Source organism: Arthrobacter sp. Soil782 (assembly GCF_001428435.1).
Taxonomy (GTDB): domain Bacteria; phylum Actinomycetota; class Actinomycetes; order Actinomycetales; family Micrococcaceae; genus Arthrobacter_D; species Arthrobacter_D parietis.
Map to the genome: position 1 here is coordinate 238,654 of NZ_LMSO01000009.1, position 22,771 is coordinate 261,424.

Here is a 22,771-nt window from a genome sequence, read left to right on the forward strand (position 1 = left end):
CGTCAGCGGCATCGAACTGACGCTGGATTGCGCAGGCCTGACGGTCCTCATCGCAGGCACGACGACGGCGGCGCGCCACACGGTGCGCCGCTACACCGCCGGTGGAGCGACAGTCCGCCGCATCGCGACGCCGGCCCAGTTTCATCCGCGGCTGCTGGACGCAGTGAGCCTTGCGGTAGTGGTGGAAGACCCTGTGACGGCGCACGACGACGGCGCTCCCCTCGGTGAGCAGAATTGGGAACCGCTGCGTGCGGCCTGCCGCGAGCGCCGGATCCTCACCGCTTCCGAGGAACCCGCCGCGACGGGCGGGAGGGTCACCCTGATTGGCGGCGGGCCAGGTGTGGAGGATCTCCTGACCGTGCGGGCGAAGCAGGCGCTGCGGGAGGCCGACGTCGTGCTCTATGACCGACTGGGACCGTACCGGACGCTACCGCAGCTGGCCCCGGGTGCAGAGCTGATCGACGTCGGCAAGACCCCCGGCCACCACCCGGTCAGTCAGGCGGAGATCGAGAAGCTCATGGTCGCCAAGGCGCGCGAGGGCAAGCAGGTGGTGCGGCTCAAGGGCGGCGATCCGTTTGTCTTCGGGCGGGGCGGCGAAGAGGTCAACACCTGCCTGGCGGAGGGCATCCCCGTGACCACCGTGCCGGGGATCAGCAGCTCCATTGCCGTTCCGGCGGCCGCAGGCATTCCCGTCACCTATCGAGGGGTGGCTCATGCGTTCACCGTCATCTCAGGTCATCAACCGCTCACCAGTGCCGAGTTTGAGGCACTGGCGAAGCTCGGCGGCACTATCGTGGTGCTGATGGGAATCGGGACGCTTCCGCAGCTGACGTCCGGCCTGCGCAAGGCCGGGCTGGCTTCGAGCGTGCCCGTCGCCATCGTCGAAAAGGGCTACAGCCCCGAGCAGCGGACCACCGTCACCACCCTTGGGGAGGCAGTGACTGCAGCCGGCCTGGCGCGCTGCACGTCACCCGCCGTCGTCGTGATCGGTGAGGTGGTGCGGCAGCACCGGGACTTTTCCGCCACGCTTGAGCGTGTCCTGGCGCAGCCGCTGGGAGCATCGTGACGGTGACAGCGCCCCCATCGACGCCGTCGCCGGAAGCACCGGATTCACCGGTTGAGGGCTCCCTCGCCGGGTTCCGAATCGGCGTGACGTCCGATCGGCGTTCGGGTGACCTCATTGACGCGCTGGAGCGGCGCGGCGCTACGGTGATGCACGCGCCGGCGCTCAAGATCGCTCCCGTGGCGGCTGACCTGCCGCTGGTCGAGGACACGCAGCAGATCATTGCAGCTCGGCCGGACTACGCCGTGATCACCACGGCGTACGGGTTGCGCCGCTGGTCGGAGGCTGCTGATGCCGCGGGAGTCGGTGAAGCGTTGTTGGCCGTGCTCGGCGAGTCAAAGATTTACGTCCGTGGGCCCAAGGCACGCGGTGCCGTGCGGGCGGCCGGGCTGACGGACGTCGGCATCAGCTCTGATGAGACCACTGCGTCGCTGGTGAACATGATGCTCGGACTGGAACTGCGAGGAAAGACCGTCGCCGTCCAACTCCACGGCTACACCGATTATCGGCAGCTCGACCGGCTGCGGCGGGCAGGCGCCGACGTTCTGACCGCAACCCCGTACCGCTGGGTAAAGCCGGCCGGCGCGAACCAGTTGCCCCGGCTCATTGAGGCCGTCTGCAACGGCGGGCTGGATGTTGTGACGTTCACCAGCGCTCCGGCCGTCGACGCCGTGCTCAGCACAGCGTCCGAGATGGGCTGCCGGGACGCGTTCCTGGCGGCGCTTCGTGGGCCGGTGGCGGCCGCCGTCGTCGGGCCGGTGACTGCGCAGCCGCTGGTGGAGGCGGGAGTCTCGCCGCTGATTCCGGAACGGTTCCGCATGGGAGCGCTGATCCGCTTGGTCGGAGAGTACCTGGGCCAGCATCGCGTGCTGCAGTACCCGAGCCGCTACGGGCTGATCGAGCTGCGCGGGAAGAACCTGCGGATTGACGGGAATCCTGTCGAGTTGGCGCCCGCGCCCATGAGCCTCTTCCGGGCGCTGGTCGAGGCCAACGGTGCGGTGCTGTCGCGGGAGCAGCTCGCCGGGGTGCTCGGAGACGGTGCCGGAGAACACGCGCTGGACATGACCATCAGCCGGCTCCGGAAGTCGCTGCCCGAGGCGTCTCTGGTGGCGACGGTCATCAAGCGCGGGTACCGCCTGCAGCTCTGACTACGCCCATGCGGTCGCTGGCCGCCAGGTCGCGAACCGGAACTCTTGCGCAGGTACGGCGGGATCCGGACGGGCAGAATCTATCGTTTGTCTACACTACTTCCGCTGAATAGCGTTGATCCCATGTTGAGCATCTGGGGCACCGGCCTGCTGACGGGCCTTGCCCTGATCATCGCCATCGGCGCGCAGAACGCATTCGTACTGCGGCAGGGCATCCGGCGGGAACACGTGGGAGTGGTGGTGGCGCTGTGCATTGTCAGCGATGCGGCGCTCATCCTCGGAGGCACTGCGGGGATCGGCGCGCTGGTCTCACAATTCCCCGCCATCCTCGACATCCTGAGGTGGGGCGGCGCTGTGTACCTGACCTGGTTTGCCGTCCGCTCCTTCCGCTCGGCGCTGAAGCCGGCGGCCCTGACCGCGGAGGCGCCGCGGAGCCGCGGGTCGGTGGTTGCCACCACTCTCGCGCTGACCTATCTCAATCCGCATGTCTACCTGGACACCGTCGTCCTGCTTGGAAGCCTGGCCAACCAGCAGGGAGAGGGGACCCGGTGGGTGTTCGCAGCCGGCGCCGTCGTCGGGAGCATTATCTGGTTCTGCGCCCTCGGTTTCGGTGCCCGGGCGCTCTCGGGTGTGTTGAAGAGTCCGCGAACCTGGCGGGTCGTGGACGTGGTCATCGGCGTGGTGATGCTGGCGCTTGCGGTCAAGCTGATCGTGGGCTGAGGCCGGCGCTCTGCCACGTCCGCACCGGCCCGCGGAAAACTGCCGCGGGCGCTAGAGTTAAGGCAGACAGGCCACGCATCAGAACGAGGAGACTCATGGCACACCCGGTAGGCACAACCCGTGACAAGAACAACAAGCGCCCCGAGCACTCCGGCGAGGGCCACGGCCTGACCGCCGCTGTTGCTTTTGTTGTGATGTTCGTCCTCTTCGCCGCGTCCATCTATGTACTGTCATTTTTCGAGCGCACCAACGTGTGGCCGTTTGCGGTGTGCCTCACACTTTTCTTCCTTGCGTTCTGGATTCCACAGACCATCCTGGGCCGTTCAGATTCCGGCTACCGGATGGCAAAGGGCGACCGTAAGGCCTGAGGCCGCAGATTTCGTCGAAAGGGGTCTGCCGTGGCGGGCCCCTTTTTGCTTTCCCGGACCGCCCCAGCGTTATGTTACGCACTGTTACGCGGGGGAATAAGGAAGCGCCGTCGACTGCTGGAATGGATAGCTCCCGTACCCGGGCAGTCCAAGCTTTCCGTTCAAGCGTCAAAGGATACCTCCATGATTTCTCGCCGTCTTCCGCTGCTCGGCGCCGCTACCGCCATCCTCTTTGCGGTTGCCGGTTGCGGTTCATCTGCTTCCTCCGACACCGCCACGGGCGCGGCCACCGAGTCCGCCGGCGGCACCACGCTCGCTGAGATCCAGGAGTCCGGCGTGCTGACCGTCGGGACCGAGGGCACCTACAAGCCCTTCACTTACCACGAGGGCGGTGCCGGCGAGCTGACCGGCTACGACGTCGAGGTCATCACCGCCGTCGCTGAGAAACTCGGCGTTGAAGCCGAGTTCGAAGAAACCCAGTGGGACGCCATCTTCGCCGGACTCGAGGCGGGCCGCTTCGACGTCATCGCAAACCAGGTCTCCATCACCCCGGAGCGCGAGGAAGCCTACGCCTTCTCCGAGCCCTACACCTACAGCAACGGCGTCATTGTGACCTCGGCTGACAACAGCGAAATCAGCTCCTTCAAGGACCTCGCAGGCAAGACCACGGCGCAGTCACTCACCAGCAACTGGTACGAGCTGGCTGAGGAGAGCGGCGCCCAGGTTGAGGCCGTTGAGGGTTGGGCGCAGTCAGTGACCCTGCTGGAGCAGGGCCGCGTTGACGCCACCATCAATGACGAGCTCACCTTCCTCGACTACCAGAAGTCCACCCCCAACGAGAACATCAAGGTGGTCGCGGAGACCGACGAGCAGTCCCGCAGCGCGCTGGCTTTCCGCCAGGGCAGCGACGAGCTGGTTGAGGCCGTGAATGAGGCCCTCGCCGAGCTCCGCGAAGAAGGCACGCTGGCCGAGATCTCCGAGAAATACTTCGGTGAGGACGTCAGCGCCGAGTAATCAGCGCAGAGTAACCAGTACGACGACGGCGGGCACCGGTCGCGAGGCACGCAGCCTCCGCGGTGCCCGCCGTCTGTCTGTGCGTTTTTTGCAGAAATCACGATCAGCCACTGGGATAGCGTAGGAGCTTATGGACATCGACTGGGATCTGGCCCTGACCTCGCTCTGGCCACTCATCGAGGGCGGCCTGAAGGGCACCATTCCCCTGTCGCTGGCGTCCATGGCCCTGGGACTCATCCTGGCGTTGCTGGTGGCGCTCATGCGGCTCAGCAACAACCGGATCGCCTCCGGGATCGGCAGAGCTTACGTTTCCGTGATCCGCGGTACTCCCCTGCTGGTGCAGCTGTTCGTGATCTTCTACGGCCTGCCGTCGATCGGCCTCACCATTCCGCCCTGGCCGAGCGCCATCATCGCGTTCTCCCTCAACGTGGGCGGTTACGCTGCCGAGATCATCCGGGCGGCCATCCTCTCCGTCCCGCGCGGCCAGTGGGAAGCCGGGCACACCATCGGCATGTCCCGCACGCTGGCCCTGCGGCGCATCATCCTGCCGCAGGCAGCCCGGGTATCCGTGCCGCCGCTGTCCAATACGTTCATTTCCCTGGTGAAGGACAGCTCGCTGGCGTCGCTCATTCTGGTGACCGAGCTGTTCCGCCAGGCCCAGGAAATCGCCGCGTTCAGCCAGCAGTTCATGCTGCTCTACATTGAGGCCGCCGCCGTGTACTGGGTCTTCTGTCTGGTCCTTTCGGCTGGACAATCGCGAATCGAGAAGAGGCTGGACCGTTATGTCGCCCACTAATCCTGAACCGGTATTGAAAGTCGAAGGACTCCGAAAATCCTTTGGGGACAACGAGGTGCTGCGCTCTATTGACCTGTCCGTTGCCCAGGGCGGCGTGGTGGCGTTGGTCGGGCCCTCCGGATCCGGCAAGACCACGGTTCTGCGTTCCCTTAACGGACTGGAAATTCCCGACGCCGGACGCATCACTTTCGACGGCGGCCCGGTGGTCAACTTCGGGTCAGGTGCATCCAAGCGGGAGCTCGCAGCGCTGCGGGATCGCAGCGCCATGGTGTTCCAGCACTACAACCTCTTCCCGCACAAGACGGTGCTCGAAAACGTCATCGAAGGCCCGGTGCAGGTGCAGCGCCGGCCCAAGGCGGAGGCTATTCAAGAGGCAGAGGAACTGTTGGGACGCGTAGGCCTCGCGGAGAAGAAGGACCAGTACCCGCACGAGCTGTCCGGCGGTCAGCAGCAGCGTGTGGGCATTGTCCGTGCATTGGCGCTGCGTCCCACGCTGCTGCTGTTCGACGAGCCCACCTCGGCCCTGGACCCCGAACTGGTGGGCGAGGTGCTCTCCGTCATCAAGGAGCTGGCCGATGAGGGCTGGACCATGGTGCTTGTCACGCATGAGCTTGCCTTTGCCCGCGAGGTGGCCACCGAAGTGGTGTTCATGGACGGCGGCGTGGTGGTTGAGCACGGCCCGCCTGAGACGGTGTTGCGCGATCCTCGGGAGGAACGGACCCGGCGGTTCGTGCACCGGTTGCTGCACCCGTTCTAGGGGACGTCCTTCGGCGTACTCATACTGTGTTGGTCCTCGTATCTCGAGACCGCTGAGTCATTTCGGAGTCCGTTGCGGGACCGGCTGGGACGGCGGGGATGCGGGTCCAGGTCCAGGCGGAGCGCAGGATGAAGGCCAGGATCAGCACCTCGATTCCGATGGACAGGGCGTAGAAGGAGGCCCATTCCCAGTCCGTCGAGGCCGCGTTGAACACCATCACGGGGATGTAGAGGGCTGCCACGATGAGGTTCGTGGCGCGGTTCATCCGGGCTGACAGGGTCATGGAGAGCAGGATCATCAGGGCCGGGATCCCTATGACCACAACGAAAATGGTCAACAAGAACCCGCTGATGTCGAACTCATAGATTTCACCACCCCGGATCTGGTCGATGGCGCCGGGCTTATAGAGGTGGAAGTAGTCGATGTAGATGACGAAGAACATCAAGCTGGTCCAGGCGGCCGCGAGCTTGGCCTGCACCGGGACCGGCGGGTTGTCGAGCAGTTTCTGAGTGTGCGTTCGGATGGTCATCGGTTTTCTTTCGTGAGGGGTGATCGGTGCGCCAAAGTGGCAGCCGGTCTGGGAGTGATACGTACGGGCTGAGTCGGTCCGGTTCTCAGACCGTTGGATTGCTGTTCGATTCCCACACAAGCCTCCTCATGTCCGAGCTGTGACTCTCACTGCCCGTACACCGTACGACGTACGCTGTACGTACAGACTGATCGTACGATGTACTATTGTCAAGACTTTCGAGAAAACAAGGAGATTGGTGGCTGCGAAAAAGCACAGCGAGGCCTCAGGCACGGGGCTGAGCAAGCAACGGGTGGTAGCCGAGGCGATGCGGCTCGCCGACCGAGAAGGGGTCGACGGGCTGAGCATGCGCCGGCTGGCTGGCGCGCTCGGCGCGGGCGCGATGTCGCTCTATCACTACGTGGCAAGCAAGGAGGAGTTGCTGGATGCCATGATCGACGTCGTATTCGGGGAGATCGAGCTCGCGCCTGTGGATACCGACTGGCAGTCCGCGATGCGACAGCGGGCCGTATCCACCCGACAGGTTCTCGCACGGCACCCGTGGGCTATTGGCCTGCTGGAGTCGCGGACATCGCCGGGGCCCGCGAACCTACGCCACCACGAAGCGGTCACAGCCTGTCTGCGGAGGGCCGGCTTCCCGGTCTTGATGGCGACCCACGCCAACTGGCTGCTCGACAGTTATGTCTACGGTTTCGCTTTGCAGGAAGCCAGCCTGCCGTTTGACACCGCTGAGGAGTTCGCGGACATGGGCGAGGAGGTGTACCTGCCGCAGCTTCCTCCCGACGAGTTCCCCTACCTCAACGAGTCCGCCGCGGCGCTCGTCGCTGCCGGCTACGACCCGGCGGAGGAGTTCACCTTCGGCCTCGACCTCATCCTGGCCGCCCTCGAACCCCTACGAGTATCCGCCTGAAGGAAGCACGAGCTACGCCTGATCGGCGGTGATGCCCCCGCTGTGTACAGGGCGGACTTCGACGCCCCCGGTGGCAGTGCGCACCGCTGGGTTCACGCGGGCAATTGCCATAGCGGCGTCGAGATCCGGAGCTTCGATGACATAGAACCCGGCCACGAACTGGTCGGCTTGGACAAACGGTCCAGGGCTTGTGCCGTCCCGCCGGATGGACACCGCACTAGCTCGAGGGGTCAGGGCATAAGCGAGCGACATGGTGCCGGACGCTGAGAGATCCTCCGCGTGACGGTCGTTCTCTTCGAGCTCGGCCTCTGCTGCGTCAACAGCATGGAGAGACTCGTCTGCGTAGATGAGGATGGCAAACTGCGGCATTGTGGTGGTCCTTTCGTAATGGCGGTTTAATGTACGACGAGATTTTGATGCCCGTCGATCAGCTCACGCACGACGTCGAGGTGACCTGCGTGCGTGGATGTCTCTGACAGCACCCGAAAGGCGACTTCGCGCCCCTCGAGCATGGGTGGGGCGGCGAACTCGCTGGCCGGGGGCCACCAGCGTGGCGGTTCATTCAGGTCGACTCTCGCCAGGATTCTGTTGCTTCGCCGGATCTCGTGCTTGTAGATTCTGACCGCTTCGGCGCCAGTCATGGGCCGGGATGCCCATCCGTTGTGAAGGGCTGAAATCGCCTCGGGGTCCCGGCCAAGAACGGCCGAGATCCAAAACATCTCGTCGTCGAAAGCGAGATGGTTCAGGAGGCGCGTGATGGTCCATCCTGACGGGACGAGCGCCCTACTCATCTCGGCCTCGGTCAACCCGTCCACGGCGTTCAATACATGATCCCGTTCGCTGGCCAGTTGCGTAAGCAGTAGCTCGTCGCTCATGCCTGAGGCTCGCAACCGATGAGAGGTCCAGCCATGATGAGCACTCCTAGTGTTTGAAGAAAAGTAGGCAAATTTGGAAGCACCGGCGGAAAGGCCGCAGAAAGCGATGACGGGAACGAGACGCTCCACAACGAACCACCGGGTTAGGCGTTGATTCGGCGAATCTCGATCGGCCATAGTTTTGCCTCTCCGAGCTTTCCGGCGATTTCGACGGCGCGTTCCATATCCACACAATCGACGATGTAGTACCCGGCCATGAATTCCTTGGTTTCAATGAACGGACCGTCAGTCACGGTGTACTTGCCGTCGTTCGATGTGACGAACTTCGCCTCCTCGCTCAGCTCACTTGCCTCCACGAACTCTCCGGAGGCCAGCAGCTCCTGTTGCAACGAGGTATGGGCCTGCATAATCGCGTCGATCTCGGCCGGGTCAATTGTCTTCCAGGTGTCAGGGTTGTTCGGAATCAGCAGCAGGTGTTTCATTCTTCTCCTTCGCCCGGTTTCGGGCACTTGTTCTGGTTGACTGCGGATGAGGCGCCCGGGGCTGTTTCCGCGAGGCGCTTGCCGAGGTAGCGGCGCTCGACCTCCGATGGCGCTAGTTCCTGGGCCCGCTGATATTCGCTGTGGGCCTCCGTTCTTCTGCCGAGACGCCGCAGAAGGTCAGCTTTCGCTGCGGGCAGGAGGTAGTACCCGTCAAGAGCTCGTGCCCGCTCCAGCGGCTCAATGAGCGCCAGACCGGCCTCCGGCCCTTGGGACATGGCGACGGCGACGGCACGGTTGAGCTCGATGACCGGCGACGGTGCAATCTGCCCCAGGTGGTCATACAGCGCGGCCACCCGTCCGAAGTCCGTGCTGCCGGCGTCGGGGGCGGTCATGTGGCAGGCAGCAATGGCGGCTTGGAGACTGTAGGTCCCGGGCGGAGAACGGCGTGAGATACCCAATTGCTCGGCATCCGCCAGCAGCGCCATAGCCTCCGCAATCGCAGCCCTGTCCCACGAACTGCGATCCTGCTCCTCCAGCGTCACCAAGTCTCCCGCGGCGTCTGTTCGCGTCGCTCTGCGGGCATGGTGGAACAACATGAGAGCCAGGAGACCGATGGCTTCCGGCTCTTGAGGGGAATTGTCGAGAAGGACGATCAGCAGCCGCGTCAGGCGTATCGCTTCGCGGACAAGAGGCTCACGGATCAACGTGCTGTCTCCAGTGGCCGAATAGCCTTCGTTGAACATGAGGTAGAGCACGGCCAGGATGCCGGCAGTGCGTTCGGAGATGAGTTCCGGTGGCGGCACACGATACGGAATTCCCGAGTTCCGGATCTTGGCGCGGGCTCGGACGAGTCGCTTCGACATGGTCGCTTCCGAGACGAGGAAGGCGCGCGCAATCTCACCTGTGGTAAGACCGGCGACCGTGCGCAGGGTCAGCGCGACCCGGGCATCGAGCGGAAGGGCCGGGTGGCAACAGGTATAAATCAGACGCAACCGGTCGTCGTCGGCAGCAGGGTCTGTGCCGGGCTCCTCCGGCAGTTCTTCGAGTTCAGTGAGGATCGCGAGTTCGCGCATCGCCCTTTTTTCACTGGCAGCACTGCGCAAACGATCGATCGCGCGATTCTTGGCGACGGTGGTTAGCCAGGCCCCGCGGTTTGTGGGAATGCCACGCACCGGCCAATCGACAAGCGCTCGCGCGAACGCATCCTGAAGACAATCCTCGGCGAGGCTCCAGTCGCCCGTGATGCGGATGAGGGTTGCGGTGATTCGCGCGGTTTCGGCGGCGGAGGCCATCTCGATAGCGGTCTGCACCTCCACCTGCCCGGTCACCACTTCAGTATTCGAGATGGGCCGTACGCCTACTCCCCGAGCGGCCACACCGGCCTGATTTCGATCTTGCCGAAGCGCGCCATGGGATGTTTCGATGCCACCTCGATGGCCTCGTCGAGATCGGTGCAGGCTATGATGTCGTAGCCCGCAATCCATTCCTTGGTTTCGGCGAACGGTCCATCGGAAACCACTACTTCGCCTCCACGAACCGCAACGGTGGTCGCGTCCTCCACGGGCCGCAACCGGTCACCGTGACGGGTGACACCGCGCGCATCCATTTCGGCCCCCCACTGTTCGATGTTGTCCTCAGCGGCCAGATATTTTGGCGCTGAAGGATCCGCACAAATGAATAGCATGTACTCCACGATGGCTCCTTCTTTCGGTTGATACACCAGCACGACGTACAAGACATCGCTAAAAGGACACTTGGGGAAGAATCTTTTCACGCAGCCGGGACCGGGTCAGCCGCAGCGGCTGGCGAGCACGGCGCAGAGCGCTAGAGCAGACCCTTCGTGTGCCACACGGTCTTGGTCTCCGTGAAGAACGTGATGCGATCCAGCGAGGGGGCACCGGCGTCGGGGCCTTGCTCCGGCGGAAGTACGCGCTTGAGGGTATCCGCGGCAGCAATCTGCAGGTCCACCCACTCCAGCTCGCCGGCACCGAGCAGGTCCAGCGCGTTGACGTCGGCGTGCGCGGCAAGCCACGGAGCAATCTCCGCCGGTGATCCGCTCAGGATATTGACGACGCCGGCCGGAACGTCACTGGTCGCGAAGACCTCGCCGAGGCTGAGCGCTGCAAGCGGTGCCCGCTCGGAAGGAATAACGACGGCGGTGTTCCCGCTCACGAGGACCGGCGCCACCGCGCGGACAAAGCCGAGCAACGAGCCGGGAACCCCGGCGCCCTGCGGCGCAATCACGGCCACGACACCTGTAGGCTCGGGCACCGACAGGTTGAAGAACGGACCCGACACGGCGTTGCCGTTCCCGGCGACCTGCACGTACTTGTCCGCCCAGCCGGCGTACCAGACCCAGAGGTCAATCGCTTCGTCCACCTGTGCAGTGGCAGTCGAAACCGAGACGCCCTCGAACGCGGCGATCTCCTCGGCGAACTGCGCACGACGCCCGTCCAGGATTTCCGCGATCCGGTACAGCACCTGCCCGCGGTTGTAGCCGGTGGTCCCGGACCAGCCGCTGACGGCGGCACGGGCGGCCACGACGGCGTCGCGGGCGTCCTTCCGGGAAGCCTTTGCGGCGTTGACTGAACTCACCGAAAAGCTCCCCTTCGTGGTTGCAACCTCGTACACGCGGCCGGATTCGCTCCGGATGAATTTCCCGCCGACATACAGCTTGTAGGTCTTCGGAACAGCGAGGCGGCTCATCGGTTAACTCCCTTTGAAGCGGTCGGCGCCAGGTACGCGTGCATCCCCTGCTTGCCGCCTTCGCGCCCATAGCCGGACTCCTTGTACCCGCCGAAGGGCGAGGCTGGATCGAACTTGTTGAACGTATTGGCCCAGACGACGCCGGCGCGCAGCTTGTCCGCCACCGCCAGGATGCGGCTGCCCTTGTCGGTCCAGATGCCCGCGGACAGGCCATACGGCGTGTTGTTCGCCTTCGCGATCGCCTCGGCAGGGGTACGGAAGGTCAGCACCGACAGCACGGGGCCGAAGATCTCGTCCCTCGCGATCCGGTGACTGGTGGACACGTTGGTGAAGATGGTCGGCGGGAACCAGAAGCCTTCCGACGGCAGGTTGCAGGCGGGGCTCCAGCGCTCGGAACCCTCCTGCTCGCCGATGTCGGAGAGCTCGCGCATCCGGCCCAGCTGGGACGCGGAGTTGATGGCTCCGACGTCGGTGTTCTTGTCCAGCGGATCGCCCACGCGCAGGGTGGACAGGCGCGCCTTGAGCCGCTCAACGACGTCGTCATGAATGGACTCCTGCACCAGCAGACGGGAGCCCGCGCAGCAGACCTGCCCCTGGTTGAAGAAGATGCCGTTGACGATGCCCTCGACGGCCTGGTCAATAGGAGCGTCGTCGAACACGATGTTGGCGCCCTTGCCGCCGAGTTCGAGCGTGAGCTTCTTGGACGTGCCGGCGGTTGAGCGGGCAATCTGCCGGCCCACCGCCGTCGAGCCCGTGAACGCAACCTTGTTAACGTCTGCGTGGTTGACCAAAGCTGAGCCGGTTGAGCCTGCGCCCGTGACAATGTTGACGACGCCTGCCGGCAGGTCAGCCTGCTGCAGTATCTCGGCGAAGAGCAGTGCGGTCAGGGGTGTCGTTTCGGCAGGCTTGAGCACCACGGTGTTCCCGGCGGCGAGCGCGGGGGCGATCTTCCACGCCAGCATCAGCAGCGGGAAGTTCCAGGGAATCACCTGTGCGGCGACGCCGAGCGAGCGCGGGTTCGGGCCCATGCCGGCGTACTCCAGCTTGTCCGCCCAACCCGCGTAGTAGAAGAACCAGGCGGCAACCAGCGGAATGTCGACGTCGCGGCTTTCCTTGATGGGCTTGCCGTTGTCGAGGCTCTCGGCGACGGCCAGTTCGCGGGCGCGTTCCTGGACCAGCCGCGCGATGCGGAAGAGGTACTTCCCGCGGTCAGCACCGGACATGCGCGACCACGTCTTCTCATACGCACGGCGGGCGGCGACGACGGCGGTGTCCACGTCCTGCTCATTGGCGCAGGACACTGTGGCAATGTGCTTCTCGGTGGCCGGGGAAATGGTGGTGAAGGACTCGCCGTTGCCGGGAACGAACTCGCCGTTGATGAACAGGCCGTATTCATCACGGAGGTTCAGGATCGCTGCCGACTCGGGCGCGGGAGCGTAATCGAGGAAATTCATGGCAGGTCCTTTAGTCGATCGTGACGTAGGCCGGGCCGGAGTAGCGGCCGCTGGTGAGCTTCTGGCGTTGCAGGAGCACGTCGTTGAGGAGGCTGGAGGCACCGAAGCGGAACAGGTCCGGCTGCAGCCACTCCTCCCCCACAGTTTCAGCGACCGTGACCAGGTACTTGATGGCGTCCTTCGAGGCGCGGATTCCGCCTGCGGGCTTTACGCCGATCTTCTCGCCGGTGAGACGGTGCCAGTCGCGGACTACCTCAAGCATGGACAGCGTTACGGGTAGCGTGGCGGCCGGGGTGACCTTGCCGGTGGAGGTCTTGATGAAGTCACCGCCGGCGAGGATGCCCAGCCAGGAGGCTCGGCGCACGTTGTCATAGGTGTTCAGCTCGCCGGTTTCGAGGATGACCTTCAGGTGGGCGTACGTACCGTCGGGGCGCTTGCAGGCTTCCTTGACGGCGACGATTTCGTCGAACACCTGGCCGTAGCGCCCGGAGAGGAACGCGCCGCGGTCAATGACCATGTCGATCTCGTCGGCTCCGGCTGCAACGGCGTCGGACGTGTCGGAGAGCTTGACGGAGCGGGACGCGCGGCCGCTGGGGAAGGCGGTGGCCACGGCGGCGACGTTGATGCGGCCGGGGGCGCCGTCGTCGTGCGCTGAACCCAGCGCTTCCACAGCGTGCGGCACCATGTCGCCGTACACGCACACCGCAGCGACGCGCGGGGTGGACATATCGTCGGGATCCGGCACCATAGCTTTGGCGACGAGCGAGCGGACCTTGCCCGGCGTGTCCGCACCCTCAAGCGTGGTGAGGTCGGTGAGCCGGATGATGGTGTCCAGCGCCCAGGCCTTGGAGGTGGTTTTGATTGAGCGGGTGCCCAGGGCGGCGGCGCGGGCTTCGAGGCCCACCGCGTCGACGCCGGGAATGCCTTCGAGGTAGCGGCGCAGGCTGCGTTCGGTGAGATCGCCACCGATCACGTCCAGAGCCCTCGACGCCGGTGCAACGGTGGTTCCGGCGCGCGTGGTTTCCATGGTCACAGGTTCTCCATACTTCTACTCGCGGCCATGCGCGGAACGGTTCCCGGCGTACCCGTACAGCCGGAAACGGCCGGGGGTATCGATAGCGTCGGGACAGGTGGTCGGACCCGCATGGACGCTATGACTTTACCACCGCCCAAACCCGGAAGATTTGTGCACGTCCAGTGACTTCCGAGGGGTCGGAACCCACCGGAGGTGCGCAAAAGTTCCAGGGGGTTTACGGCGCGAACACCGCATCGATCACGTTCTGCGCCCACTCGAGGATCGCCGCGTCCGCCAGGTCGCGGCCGCCAAAAGCAGCAGTCTTCGGCTTCGGAATCAACGCCGCATTCATCGCAGGCTTTACCGACGCCCCCGGGTACATCCGCTTCAGGCGCATTTCCTTCGATTCGGGCAGATTGGCCGGGGCGAACTTGATGAAGTTGCCCTGCAGCGCCACGTCCGTCAGACCTACCGACCGCGCCCGCACCCGGAACCGCGCCACGGCCACCAGGTTGACCACCGGCGCCGGCAGATCACCGTACCTATCGCGGAGCTCCTCAACCACCTCGTCAATCGCGGCGTCGGTCAGACACGAGGCAAGTTTCCGGTACGCCTCAAGCCGCAGCCGCTCCCCCGGCACGTAGTCATGCGGCAAGTGCGCGTTCACAGGCAGCTCGATCTTCATCTCGGCGGCCTTCTCCTCGGCCTCTCCCCGGAAGTTCGCAACGGCTTCACCGACCAACCGGATATACAGGTCAAAGCCCACCCCGGCGATGTGCCCGGACTGCTCACCGCCCAGCATGTTGCCGGCACCGCGGATCTCGAGGTCCTTCAGCGCCAGCTGCATACCGGCACCGAGCTCGTTGTGCGACGCCACAGCCTTGAGCCGCTCCAGCGCCACCTCACCCAGCGGCTTCTCCGACGGGTACAGGAAGTACGCATACGCCCGCTCCCGCCCGCGCCCAACACGGCCACGCAACTGGTGCAGCTGCGACAACCCGTAGTTATCCGCCCGGTCCACGATCAGCGTGTTCGCGTTCGAAATGTCCAACCCGGTCTCGATGATCGTTGTGCACACCAGCACATCGAACTTCTTCTCCCAGAAGTCCACGATGATCTGCTCCAGCCGCGACTCGCTCATCTGCCCATGCGCGACGGCAACCCTCGCCTCCGGAATCAGCTGCTGAAGATGCGAGGCCGTCCGGTCAATCGAGGACACCCGGTTGTGCACGAAGAACACCTGCCCCTCACGCATCAGCTCACGCCGAATCGCAGCGGAGGTCTGCTTGTCCGTGTAGGGGCCCACGTAGGTCAGCACCGGGTGCCGCTCCTCCGGCGGTGTTGCCAGCGTCGACGTCTCACGGATTCCGGTCAGCGACATCTCCAGCGTCCGCGGAATCGGTGTGGCGCTCATGGCCAGCACGTCCACGTTGGTGCGCATCTTCTTCAGCGCTTCCTTGTGCTCAACGCCGAACCGCTGCTCCTCGTCCACAATCACGAGCCCAAGATCCTTGAAATGCACCTCGGTGGACAGCAACCGGTGCGTGCCAATCACGACGTCGACCGAACCGTTCTTCAGCCCCTCCACCGTTTCCCTGGACTCCTTGGTGGTCTGGAACCGGGACAGCGCCCGGATCCGCACCGGAAACCCGGAGAACCGCTCCGAGAACGTCTCGAAGTGCTGCTGCACCAGGAGGGTGGTGGGCACCAGCACGGCCACCTGCTTCCCGTCCTGCACAGCCTTGAACGCCGCCCGCACCGCGATCTCCGTCTTGCCATAGCCCACATCGCCGGAAACCAGACGGTCCATCGGGACTTCCCGCTCCATGTCCGCCTTGACCTCGTTGATAGTCGTCAGCTGGTCCGGCGTCTCGATGTACGGAAAGGCCTCCTCAAGCTCCCGCTGCCACGGCGTGTCCGGCGCGAAGGCATGCCCGCGCGAGGCCATCCGCGCCGAGTACAGCCGGATCAGCTCACCGGCGATCTCCTTGACGGCCTTGCGCGCCTGGTTCTTGGTCTTCGACCAGTCGGACCCGCCCATCTTCGACAGCGCCGGCGTATCCCCGCCGACGTATCGGGTGACCTGGTCCAGCTGATCCGTCGGCACAAACAGCCGGTCTCCCGGCGCCCCGCGCTTGGACGGCGCGTACTCCAGCACCAGGTATTCGCGGATGGTCTTGGTGGGCCCGGCCCCCGTGGACCGCTGGATCAGCTCGATGAACCGCGCCACACCGTGCTGCTCGTGCACCACGAAGTCACCTTCACGCAACTGCAAAGGGTCGACGGCGTTGCGCCGCTTCGAGGGCATCTTCCGCATGTCGCGGGTCCCCGAAGCACTTGTCCTCCCCAGCAGGTCAGCCTCGGTCAGCAGCCCCAGTTTCAGTCCGTCGAGCACGAACCCGCGCCCCGCGGAGGACGTGGTGATTTCGATGATCCCCGGCTGCGGCGAACGGTCAAGCGATTCAACGCGCGACGCGGGAATGTCCGCATCGTGGAACAGTTCGGCCAGGCGCTGGGCCGGCCCGGGGCCTTCGGTTGCGACCACCACCCGCCACTGGTCCCGCACGCGCCCGCCGAGGAACTCCATCATCTCCGCGACGTCGCCCTGGTATCCGCGAGGCTCACGCGCCGCAACGGTGAAGCTGTCGACCTCGGTCAGCAGCTCGTCGGACCCAAAGGACGTCACTGACCACCACGCAACGTCGTTCGCCAGCGCGGAGGACCGCGTATCCACCAGCGATCGGAAGCTAGCCGCTTCCAGGTCGGCACCCAACTGACCGCTCAGATCGACCGGCGCCGCACCGCCGTCGGACGCTGTTGCCCACGCGGCCTGGAGGAACTCCTCGTTGGTCGCCTCGAGGTCGTGGGCTCGCGCGCGCACCTTCTCCGGCTCGACGACGACGGCAATCGACCCGGCCGGCAACTCACCGACAAACGGGACCATCGCGTCAACCAGCACCGGAGCCAGCGACTCCATGCCCTCAACGGCGATCCCGCCGGCAATCTTCTCCAGCATCCCCGCCGCAGCCGGCAGCTGATCCTTTAGATGCGCGGCACGGGACATGACCGACGGCGTGATGAGCAGCTCGCGGCACGGCGGCGCATACAGCTCCGCGGGTGCCCCGCGATCACCGTCGGTCGGCAGCGAACGCTGATCGGCCACAGCGAACCAGCGCATCTGGTCCACCTCGTCGCCGAAGAACTCCACACGGATGGGGTGGTCCTCGGTGGGCGGAAAGACGTCGATGATCCCGCCGCGCACCGCGAATTCGCCGCGGTGGGTGACCATATCCACGCGGGCGTACGCGGCGTCGGCGAGCGCCCGGACCACCTCGTCGAACCCGCGCTCCTGCCCCACCTTCAGCGTGACCGGCTCCAGTTCGCCCAGCCCGGCAACCAGCGGCTGCACGACGGCGCGGATCGGCGCCGTGATCACGCGGACTGGGTCAGCGCCCGGGTGGGCAAGCCGCCGCAGGACCGACAGCCGCCGGCCCACTGTGTCAGAGCGCGGCGAGAGCCGCTCGTGCGGCAGCGTCTCCCAGCTCGGAAATTCTTCAATGCCCGACGCCGGCAGGTAGCTTCGCAGCGCAGCTGCCAGATCTTCTGCCTCCCGCCCCGTGGCGGTGACGGCCACTACAACGGGCGCGCCGCCGTCGTCGTTTGCTGCTTCAGCGAGCCCATCCACCATCTCCGCCAGCAGCGCGGCGCGCAATCCGGTGGGTGCGCCAATCTCGAGATCGGTGCTGCGGTCGGCAACCCGGCGGGATGCGTTGGTGCGCACCCGCGCGAAGGAGGCGTCCTCCTGCAGGGCAGCGCGGAGACCGTTGAGGGTGGGTCCGGAGGGGGCCATGGCGTTCCTTCAGGTTTCTGGGCAGCACAAAGACAACACGAAAGCCCGAAATTCACGAAGAATCCCGGGGAGTAGTTCAAGCCTACTCGTATTCGACGTCTGGGCAGGGCGTCTGTGGACGAAGCTCACATAGGATGTACGGGAAACCCAACAGACCTACCCCGGAGGATTAGTGGCACTCAGCGCCTCAACCACCCTGCCCTACAGCGTCCAGACGGTCACGGACGTGTTCACCGATGAAGCATTCCTCAAGCACACCAGTGAGCACGTCGGAGGAGACCTGAAGTCACTGACGGTCGACGGCGACACCTCCGCCGCTTTCACCCTCACCGCTGTGCGCACGCTGCCCACCACGCGCCTGCCGGACTTCGCCCGTAAGTTCGTCGGCGAGACCATCACTGTGACGCAGACCGAGGACTGGGCCGCACCGCTGGCGGATGGCTCCCGCGAAGCGAAGGTCACCATGAAGGTCTCCGGCGCCCCCGTAACGGTCGACGCCGTCCAGCGCCTGGTCACAGAGGGCACCTCCACCCGCGTGGACCTCGACGGCAACGTGACCTCGTCCATTCCGTTCATGGGCGCCAAGATTGCCGACGCCGCTGAACCGTTCATCGGCAAGGCCCTGAACGTTCAGGCTGCCCAGGCGAAGAGCTGGCTGGAGAACCGCTGATGCAACTGCCCCTCGCACTGTCGATTGTCCTGGTAATCGCCGGGCTCTGGACGCTTATTGTCTGGCCCCCGTTCCTTCGCCGGGTGTTCAAGGATCCCCGCTCGAAGGATGAGAACGGCGCTCCCACCCGCTTCCTCAAGGTTCACTTCATGCTGGTGACCACCTCGATGATCCTGGGCGCAGCAACCCTGGTGATCGGAATCCGCACGCTGGCAGCCTGAGTAACCCGCATGGCACGATTAGCGGCACCAGAACTTGGTCCTACGCGCACCTTCATGGGGTTCGTTCTGGCGCTCGTACTTCCCCCGCTCCTAGAGTGGGGAATGTTCGCGGCAGGGACCGATTTTCTTGCCGTCGACGTCCTTCTCCAGCTCGCCGGCGTGGTGGCAGTCGCCTTGGTGGGCGGGTTGTGGCCTGCGTTGCTCGGTGCGCTGTGGAGCAGCCTCATCCTCAATTACTACTCCACAGAACCGTTTGGCTCCTTGGAGATCGCCGATGCCGAGAACCTGCTCACCCTTCTCATTTTTGTGGCGGTGGCTGTGGCAGTGTCTCTGGTCGTCGGACTCGCTGCCCGGCGGTCCCTGGAAGCCGCGAATGCATCCGCTGATGCCGCAACCCTCGGTGAACTTGCGCGTGGCGTGCTGGCAGCAGAGGACACCATGCAGGGTTTTCTTCACCATGTGCGCACCCACTTCGGGATGGCCGGTGTGGCACTGTATGCCTGCGGTACTGCAGACGACCCGCACCGCTCCGCCGGGCCACTGAAGCGGGACTTGCTTGCTTCGGATGGCAAGCTTGCCGCCACGGCAGCTCCCGACGGCGCTCCACCGGGGGCCACGACACCGAGGGACGGTGACGCCAGTACTGAGGTGCCGGGCGGTCTGTTGCTGGTGCTGCACGGGCGCCCGTTGAGCTCACGGGAACAAAGGCTGCTTGATGCCTTCGGGTCCCAGCTGGCGGCGCTCCGGCAACGGCAGGAGTTGGTTGCCAGCACCGAAGAGAACCACCGGTTGGCCGAAGGAAATGTCATGCGGACCGCCATCCTCCGGGCAGTTTCCCACGACCTGCGCACGCCCCTGGCCGGCATCAAACTGGCAGTAACCAGTCTCCGCCAGCAGGGCATCGCGTTCACACCGGCAGACGAAGCCGAGCTACTCGGCACCATCGAAACCTCATCCGACCGGTTGGCGTCGCTCATCGGTAACCTGCTCGATATGTCCCGGCTGACCGGTGACGCTGTCACCGCACATCTGGGCCCCGTGCACTGGTCCGATGTGATTGCCGCCGCGCTGCAGAGCGTACCCTCCGACAACGTGCGGATCCTGCTGTCTCCGAACACTCCCGCCGTACAGGCAGACTTCGGAATGCTCGAACGCGTCATCGCCAATATCGCTGAGAACGCGCACAAATATGCAGGAGATTCGGACATCCTGCTCACCGCAACTGTCTCCGGCACAATCAAAGACTTCCCCGCCAGCGAACTCCGCATCCGTGACCACGGAAGCGGCGTCGACCAGGACGGGACCGAGCGCATGTTCCAGCCGTTCCAACGCCTCAATGATGCCGGGCGGGGCACCGGAGTGGGACTGGGTCTGGCCGTAGCGCGCGGGTTCATGGAGGTGATGGGTGGAGAACTTCTTGCCGAGCCCGCACCCGGCGGCGGGCTCACCATGGTGATACGGCTCCCACTGTCAACAGGAGTACGACCATGATTACGGTGCTGATCGTTGATGATGAACCACAACTGCTGCGGGCTCTTCAAATCAACCTGCGTACCCATGGTTACCGCCCGGTGACAGCCACCAACGGCGCAGCGGCGCTTGCGGCAGCGTCCGAGCACCGCCCGGACCTGGTCGTTCTCGATCTCGGGCTTCCCGATATGGACGGTGTGCAGGTCATCACGGGTCTGCGCAGCTGGACCCAGGTTCCAATCATCGTTCTCTCCGCACGTCATGGAGCGGAAGACAAAGTCGAGGCCCTGGATGCCGGCGCCGACGACTATGTGACGAAACCCTTCGGCCTCGAGGAACTGCTCGCACGCCTGCGGGCCGCTGAACGAAGATTCGTCGCAGCGCCGGAGACACCCGTGGTCACCACAGAGGATTTCCGATTGGACATCGCGCTCAGAAAGGCTGAGCGCCACGGCGAACCGGTCCGCCTGACCCCCACAGAATGGAAGATCCTGGAGTTGCTGGTCCGCAATCCGGGCCAGCTGGTCGGTCAGCAGAAGCTACTGCTGGACGTGTGGGGACCCGCGTACGCCCGCGAAGCACAGTACCTGCGGGTGTACTTGAACCAGCTCAGGCGCAAGCTTGAACCGGATCCAACCCAGCCCCGCTACTTCATCACCGAAAGCGGAATGGGATATCGGTTCGAACCCTGAACAGGCGTAAAGGAAGCATAAAGAACCGGGACCACTCACGGGGCCCAGGCGTACGTTGAGCTCGTGAGCGCAACCGTAGATCATCTTGTCCATTCCCGCCGTGCCCGCCGGCTCGGGCATTGGTTGCTGGATGACGAGAACCAGCGCAAGCGCAAGCGCCCCATCAAGCCCGGCAGGAGTTCCACCGTCCGGCCGTGGTGGAAGGTGATGTGCCTGACCGGCGTCGACTACTTCTCGACCCTCGGATACCAACCGGCCATCGCTGCTGCCGCGGCGGGTGCACTCGCTCCGATCGCCACCCTGATCCTCGTCGCTGTCACCCTCTTCGGTGCGCTCCCGATTTACAAGCGGGTCGCGCGGGAAAGCCCCCACGGTGAAGGGTCCATCGCGATGCTCGAGAAGCTCCTGCCGAAATGGAAGGGCAAAATCTTCGTGCTCGTCCTACTGGGCTTCGCCGCGACCAGTTTCACCATCACCATCACGCTCTCCGCCGCTGACGCCACCGCCCACCTCATCGAGAACCCCTTCGCTCCGTCCTGGCTACACGGCCAGGAAGTAGCCATCACCCTGGTATTCCTGCTGCTTCTCGCCGTCGTCTTCTTTCGGGGTTTTCGGGAGGCAATCGGCATCGCTGTCGCCCTCGTGGCGGTTTTCCTCGCCCTGAACCTTGTCGCGGTGCTGGTAGCCGCTGCGGAAATCTTCGCCGACCCGCAACCGATCACCGACTGGTGGACCGTGCTGACAGCCCAGCACAGCAACCCGCTGGCGATGATCGGCGTCGCGCTGCTCGTTTTCCCTCGACTCGCGCTCGGGCTCTCAGGGTTTGAAACCGGCGTCGTCGTCATGCCACAGATCAAGGGAGCACCCGGAGACACACCAGAACGCCCGGAGGGGCGGATCATCGGTGCGCAGAAGCTGCTGACCGCAGCGGCAGTGATCATGAGCGGTTTTCTGATCGCGTCGAGTTTCGTGACGACCCTACTGATCCCCGCAGCCGAGTTCCAGGAAGGCGGCGAAGCCAGCGGCCGCGCATTGGCGTATTTGGCCCACAAGTATCTTGGTGAGGGTTTTGGGACGCTCTACGATGTCAGCACCATCGCCATCCTCTGGTTCGCGGGCGCCTCCGCCATGACCGGACTGCTCAACCTTGTACCCCGGTACCTGCCCCGCTACGGCATGGCACCCACCTGGGCTCGCGCCGTTCGGCCCATGGTGATGGTATTCACCGCCGTTGCCGCAGTCGTAACCATTGCCTTCAAGGCCGACGTCAGCGCCCAGGGCGGCGCCTACGCGACCGGTGTACTGGTCCTCATCACATCGGCAGCGGTGGCCGTCACGCTCTCGGCCCGCCGGCGCGGTCAGAATACCGCCGCGCTGGGATTCAGCGTCATCTCATTGATTCTGATCTGGACCACGCTCGCCAACATCTGGGACCGGCCAGATGGCGCAGGCATCGCAGCCCTGTTCATCCTCGGCATTATTTTGGTGTCCTTCATATCGAGGGCGCGGCGCGCATTCGAACTGCGTGCGACGTCCATCACGCTCGACGACGAAGCACTGGGCTTCGTTGCGGCGCAGGACGCCGGGGAGATTGTGTTGATTGCACATGACCCCGAGCGGCTGAGTGCTGCGGCATACCGTCGAAAGCTCGAGCATGCCTGCAGCGTCAGTCACCTTGCCCCTGCGGACAAGCCGGTGTTCATCGAGGTGATCGTGGATGACTCATCGGATTTCGAAACACATCTGCTCGTACGTGGTGTTACCCGCCACGGCTTCCGGATCCTTGAGGTCCACAGCTCGAACGTGCCGAACACCATCGCCGCTGTGATGCTCCACATCCGTGACATCACAGGGCTCATGCCGCACGTGTACTTCCGCTGGACCGAGGGGGACCCGCTGGTCAACCTCTTCAAGTTCCTCATCACCGGCGAAGGCGAAATAGCACCGGTGACCCGGGAAGTCCTTCGCGAAGCCGAACCGGACATCACCCAACGGCCCTGGGTGCATGTGGGCTGACCTGGGAATCCAACC

The 22,771-nt window shown here is 64.7% G+C and carries 23 protein-coding genes; 13 read left to right on the forward strand and 10 right to left on the reverse strand.

Going from position 1 to position 22,771, the window contains the following annotated elements:
* Nucleotides 1-10 precede the first annotated feature (10 nt).
* From cobA to ASH00_RS11820, 7 genes are all read left to right on the forward strand, one after another.
* A complete protein-coding gene (cobA, locus tag ASH00_RS11790) occupies nucleotides 11-1,066 on the forward strand; it encodes a uroporphyrinogen-III C-methyltransferase (protein WP_056549240.1) in 1,056 nt (351 codons plus the stop codon).
* Complete coding sequence (locus ASH00_RS11795; protein ID WP_442854353.1) at nucleotides 1,063-2,211, forward strand: uroporphyrinogen-III synthase; 1,149 nt, start codon at nucleotides 1,063-1,065, stop codon at nucleotides 2,209-2,211. The genes cobA and ASH00_RS11795 overlap by 4 nt, the downstream gene beginning before the upstream one ends.
* Before the next feature lie 123 nt (nucleotides 2,212-2,334).
* Nucleotides 2,335-2,931, forward strand: coding sequence for a LysE/ArgO family amino acid transporter (locus tag ASH00_RS11800; RefSeq protein ID WP_056548702.1), 597 nt, complete (start codon nucleotides 2,335-2,337; stop codon nucleotides 2,929-2,931).
* A 95-nt stretch (nucleotides 2,932-3,026) separates the two neighbouring features.
* On the forward strand, nucleotides 3,027-3,299 hold the full coding sequence (locus tag ASH00_RS11805; protein ID WP_056548704.1) for a hypothetical protein: 273 nt from the start codon (nucleotides 3,027-3,029) through the stop codon (nucleotides 3,297-3,299).
* A 183-nt stretch (nucleotides 3,300-3,482) separates the two neighbouring features.
* Nucleotides 3,483-4,313: an amino acid ABC transporter substrate-binding protein gene (locus tag ASH00_RS11810; RefSeq protein ID WP_056548705.1), complete on the forward strand. Its 831-nt coding sequence runs from the start codon at nucleotides 3,483-3,485 to the stop codon at nucleotides 4,311-4,313.
* 130 nt (nucleotides 4,314-4,443) lie between these two features.
* Entirely contained in the window at nucleotides 4,444-5,109 is a 666-nt protein-coding gene (locus tag ASH00_RS11815; protein ID WP_200954802.1) for an amino acid ABC transporter permease, read from the forward strand.
* Complete coding sequence (locus ASH00_RS11820) at nucleotides 5,096-5,866, forward strand: amino acid ABC transporter ATP-binding protein (protein ID WP_056548707.1); 771 nt, start codon at nucleotides 5,096-5,098, stop codon at nucleotides 5,864-5,866. The genes ASH00_RS11815 and ASH00_RS11820 overlap by 14 nt, the downstream gene beginning before the upstream one ends.
* 19 nt (nucleotides 5,867-5,885) lie before the next feature.
* On the opposite strand, the gene ASH00_RS11825 is transcribed toward ASH00_RS11820, so the two are convergent.
* Nucleotides 5,886-6,395, reverse strand: a complete 510-nt coding sequence (locus ASH00_RS11825) for a DUF6326 family protein (RefSeq protein ID WP_056548709.1) — start codon at nucleotides 6,393-6,395, stop codon at nucleotides 5,886-5,888.
* 238 nt (nucleotides 6,396-6,633) lie between these two features.
* On the opposite strand from ASH00_RS11825, the gene ASH00_RS11830 reads away from it, so the two are divergent.
* Nucleotides 6,634-7,305: a TetR/AcrR family transcriptional regulator gene (locus tag ASH00_RS11830; protein WP_442854354.1), complete on the forward strand. Its 672-nt coding sequence runs from the start codon at nucleotides 6,634-6,636 to the stop codon at nucleotides 7,303-7,305.
* A 12-nt stretch (nucleotides 7,306-7,317) separates the two neighbouring features.
* Here the strand turns inward: ASH00_RS11830 and ASH00_RS11835 are convergent, their stop codons facing one another.
* The 9 genes from ASH00_RS11835 to mfd all read right to left on the reverse strand — a co-directional run bounded on the left by ASH00_RS11835 (nucleotide 7,318) and on the right by mfd (nucleotide 17,687).
* A complete protein-coding gene (locus tag ASH00_RS11835; RefSeq protein ID WP_056548713.1) occupies nucleotides 7,318-7,674 on the reverse strand; it encodes a YciI family protein in 357 nt (118 codons plus the stop codon).
* A gap of 26 nt (nucleotides 7,675-7,700) precedes the next feature.
* A complete protein-coding gene (locus ASH00_RS11840; protein WP_056548715.1) occupies nucleotides 7,701-8,180 on the reverse strand; it encodes a mycothiol transferase in 480 nt (159 codons plus the stop codon).
* Nucleotides 8,181-8,323: 143 nt separating this feature from the next.
* A complete protein-coding gene (locus ASH00_RS11845) occupies nucleotides 8,324-8,662 on the reverse strand; it encodes a YciI family protein (RefSeq protein ID WP_056548717.1) in 339 nt (112 codons plus the stop codon).
* Nucleotides 8,659-9,990 carry an RNA polymerase sigma factor gene (locus ASH00_RS11850; protein ID WP_235563277.1) on the reverse strand — a complete coding sequence of 444 codons (1,332 nt, stop codon included), beginning with the start codon at nucleotides 9,988-9,990 and terminating at the stop codon, nucleotides 8,659-8,661. The genes ASH00_RS11845 and ASH00_RS11850 overlap by 4 nt, the downstream gene beginning before the upstream one ends.
* Before the next feature lie 29 nt (nucleotides 9,991-10,019).
* A complete protein-coding gene (locus ASH00_RS11855; RefSeq protein ID WP_327019698.1) occupies nucleotides 10,020-10,346 on the reverse strand; it encodes a YciI family protein in 327 nt (108 codons plus the stop codon).
* A 140-nt stretch (nucleotides 10,347-10,486) separates the two neighbouring features.
* Nucleotides 10,487-11,368 carry an aldehyde dehydrogenase family protein gene (locus ASH00_RS11860; protein ID WP_056548720.1) on the reverse strand — a complete coding sequence of 294 codons (882 nt, stop codon included), beginning with the start codon at nucleotides 11,366-11,368 and terminating at the stop codon, nucleotides 10,487-10,489.
* A complete protein-coding gene (locus tag ASH00_RS11865) occupies nucleotides 11,365-12,822 on the reverse strand; it encodes an aldehyde dehydrogenase family protein (RefSeq protein WP_056548722.1) in 1,458 nt (485 codons plus the stop codon). The genes ASH00_RS11860 and ASH00_RS11865 overlap by 4 nt, the downstream gene beginning before the upstream one ends.
* Nucleotides 12,823-12,832: 10 nt before the next feature.
* Nucleotides 12,833-13,849: a deoxyribose-phosphate aldolase gene (gene deoC / locus ASH00_RS11870; protein ID WP_056549246.1), complete on the reverse strand. Its 1,017-nt coding sequence runs from the start codon at nucleotides 13,847-13,849 to the stop codon at nucleotides 12,833-12,835.
* 223 nt (nucleotides 13,850-14,072) lie between these two features.
* A complete protein-coding gene (gene mfd, locus ASH00_RS11875; RefSeq protein ID WP_056548724.1) occupies nucleotides 14,073-17,687 on the reverse strand; it encodes a transcription-repair coupling factor in 3,615 nt (1,204 codons plus the stop codon).
* A 172-nt stretch (nucleotides 17,688-17,859) separates the two neighbouring features.
* On the opposite strand from mfd, the gene ASH00_RS11880 reads away from it, so the two are divergent.
* The 5 genes from ASH00_RS11880 to ASH00_RS11900 all read left to right on the forward strand — a co-directional run bounded on the left by ASH00_RS11880 (nucleotide 17,860) and on the right by ASH00_RS11900 (nucleotide 22,756).
* Nucleotides 17,860-18,357 (forward strand): DUF2505 domain-containing protein, encoded by a 498-nt coding sequence (locus tag ASH00_RS11880; RefSeq protein WP_056548726.1) that lies wholly within the window; start codon nucleotides 17,860-17,862, stop codon nucleotides 18,355-18,357.
* Nucleotides 18,357-18,578, forward strand: coding sequence for an SCO4848 family membrane protein (locus ASH00_RS11885; protein WP_056548728.1), 222 nt, complete (start codon nucleotides 18,357-18,359; stop codon nucleotides 18,576-18,578). The genes ASH00_RS11880 and ASH00_RS11885 overlap by 1 nt, the downstream gene beginning before the upstream one ends.
* Before the next feature lie 9 nt (nucleotides 18,579-18,587).
* On the forward strand, nucleotides 18,588-20,069 hold the full coding sequence (locus ASH00_RS11890) for a sensor histidine kinase (RefSeq protein WP_082566081.1): 1,482 nt from the start codon (nucleotides 18,588-18,590) through the stop codon (nucleotides 20,067-20,069).
* On the forward strand, nucleotides 20,066-20,740 hold the full coding sequence (locus tag ASH00_RS11895) for a response regulator (RefSeq protein WP_056548733.1): 675 nt from the start codon (nucleotides 20,066-20,068) through the stop codon (nucleotides 20,738-20,740). The genes ASH00_RS11890 and ASH00_RS11895 overlap by 4 nt, the downstream gene beginning before the upstream one ends.
* Nucleotides 20,741-20,947: 207 nt before the next feature.
* On the forward strand, nucleotides 20,948-22,756 hold the full coding sequence (locus tag ASH00_RS11900; protein WP_082566134.1) for an amino acid transporter: 1,809 nt from the start codon (nucleotides 20,948-20,950) through the stop codon (nucleotides 22,754-22,756).
* The last annotated feature ends 15 nt before the right edge of the window (nucleotides 22,757-22,771 follow it).

Bases quoted from the DNA above. Each gene is read 5' to 3' on its own strand.
- ASH00_RS11800 (WP_056548702.1), top strand. From the start codon at position 2,335: ATGTTGAGCATCTGGGGCACCGGCCTGCTGACGGGCCTTGCCCTGATC.
- ASH00_RS11805 (WP_056548704.1), top strand. From the start codon at position 3,027: ATGGCACACCCGGTAGGCACAACCCGTGACAAGAACAACAAGCGCCCC.
- ASH00_RS11810 (WP_056548705.1), top strand. From the start codon at position 3,483: ATGATTTCTCGCCGTCTTCCGCTGCTCGGCGCCGCTACCGCCATCCTC.
- ASH00_RS11815 (WP_200954802.1), top strand. From the start codon at position 4,444: ATGGACATCGACTGGGATCTGGCCCTGACCTCGCTCTGGCCACTCATC.
- ASH00_RS11820 (WP_056548707.1), top strand. From the start codon at position 5,096: ATGTCGCCCACTAATCCTGAACCGGTATTGAAAGTCGAAGGACTCCGA.
- ASH00_RS11825 (WP_056548709.1), bottom strand. From the start codon at position 6,395: ATGACCATCCGAACGCACACTCAGAAACTGCTCGACAACCCGCCGGTC.
- ASH00_RS11835 (WP_056548713.1), bottom strand. From the start codon at position 7,674: ATGCCGCAGTTTGCCATCCTCATCTACGCAGACGAGTCTCTCCATGCT.
- ASH00_RS11840 (WP_056548715.1), bottom strand. From the start codon at position 8,180: ATGAGCGACGAGCTACTGCTTACGCAACTGGCCAGCGAACGGGATCAT.
- ASH00_RS11845 (WP_056548717.1), bottom strand. From the start codon at position 8,662: ATGAAACACCTGCTGCTGATTCCGAACAACCCTGACACCTGGAAGACA.
- ASH00_RS11855 (WP_327019698.1), bottom strand. From the start codon at position 10,346: ATGCTATTCATTTGTGCGGATCCTTCAGCGCCAAAATATCTGGCCGCT.
- ASH00_RS11860 (WP_056548720.1), bottom strand. From the start codon at position 11,368: ATGAGCCGCCTCGCTGTTCCGAAGACCTACAAGCTGTATGTCGGCGGG.
- ASH00_RS11865 (WP_056548722.1), bottom strand. From the start codon at position 12,822: ATGAATTTCCTCGATTACGCTCCCGCGCCCGAGTCGGCAGCGATCCTG.
- deoC (WP_056549246.1), bottom strand. From the start codon at position 13,849: ATGGAAACCACGCGCGCCGGAACCACCGTTGCACCGGCGTCGAGGGCT.
- mfd (WP_056548724.1), bottom strand. From the start codon at position 17,687: ATGGCCCCCTCCGGACCCACCCTCAACGGTCTCCGCGCTGCCCTGCAG.
- ASH00_RS11885 (WP_056548728.1), top strand. From the start codon at position 18,357: ATGCAACTGCCCCTCGCACTGTCGATTGTCCTGGTAATCGCCGGGCTC.
- ASH00_RS11890 (WP_082566081.1), top strand. From the start codon at position 18,588: ATGGCACGATTAGCGGCACCAGAACTTGGTCCTACGCGCACCTTCATG.
- ASH00_RS11895 (WP_056548733.1), top strand. From the start codon at position 20,066: ATGATTACGGTGCTGATCGTTGATGATGAACCACAACTGCTGCGGGCT.
- ASH00_RS11900 (WP_082566134.1), top strand. From the start codon at position 20,948: ATGTGCCTGACCGGCGTCGACTACTTCTCGACCCTCGGATACCAACCG.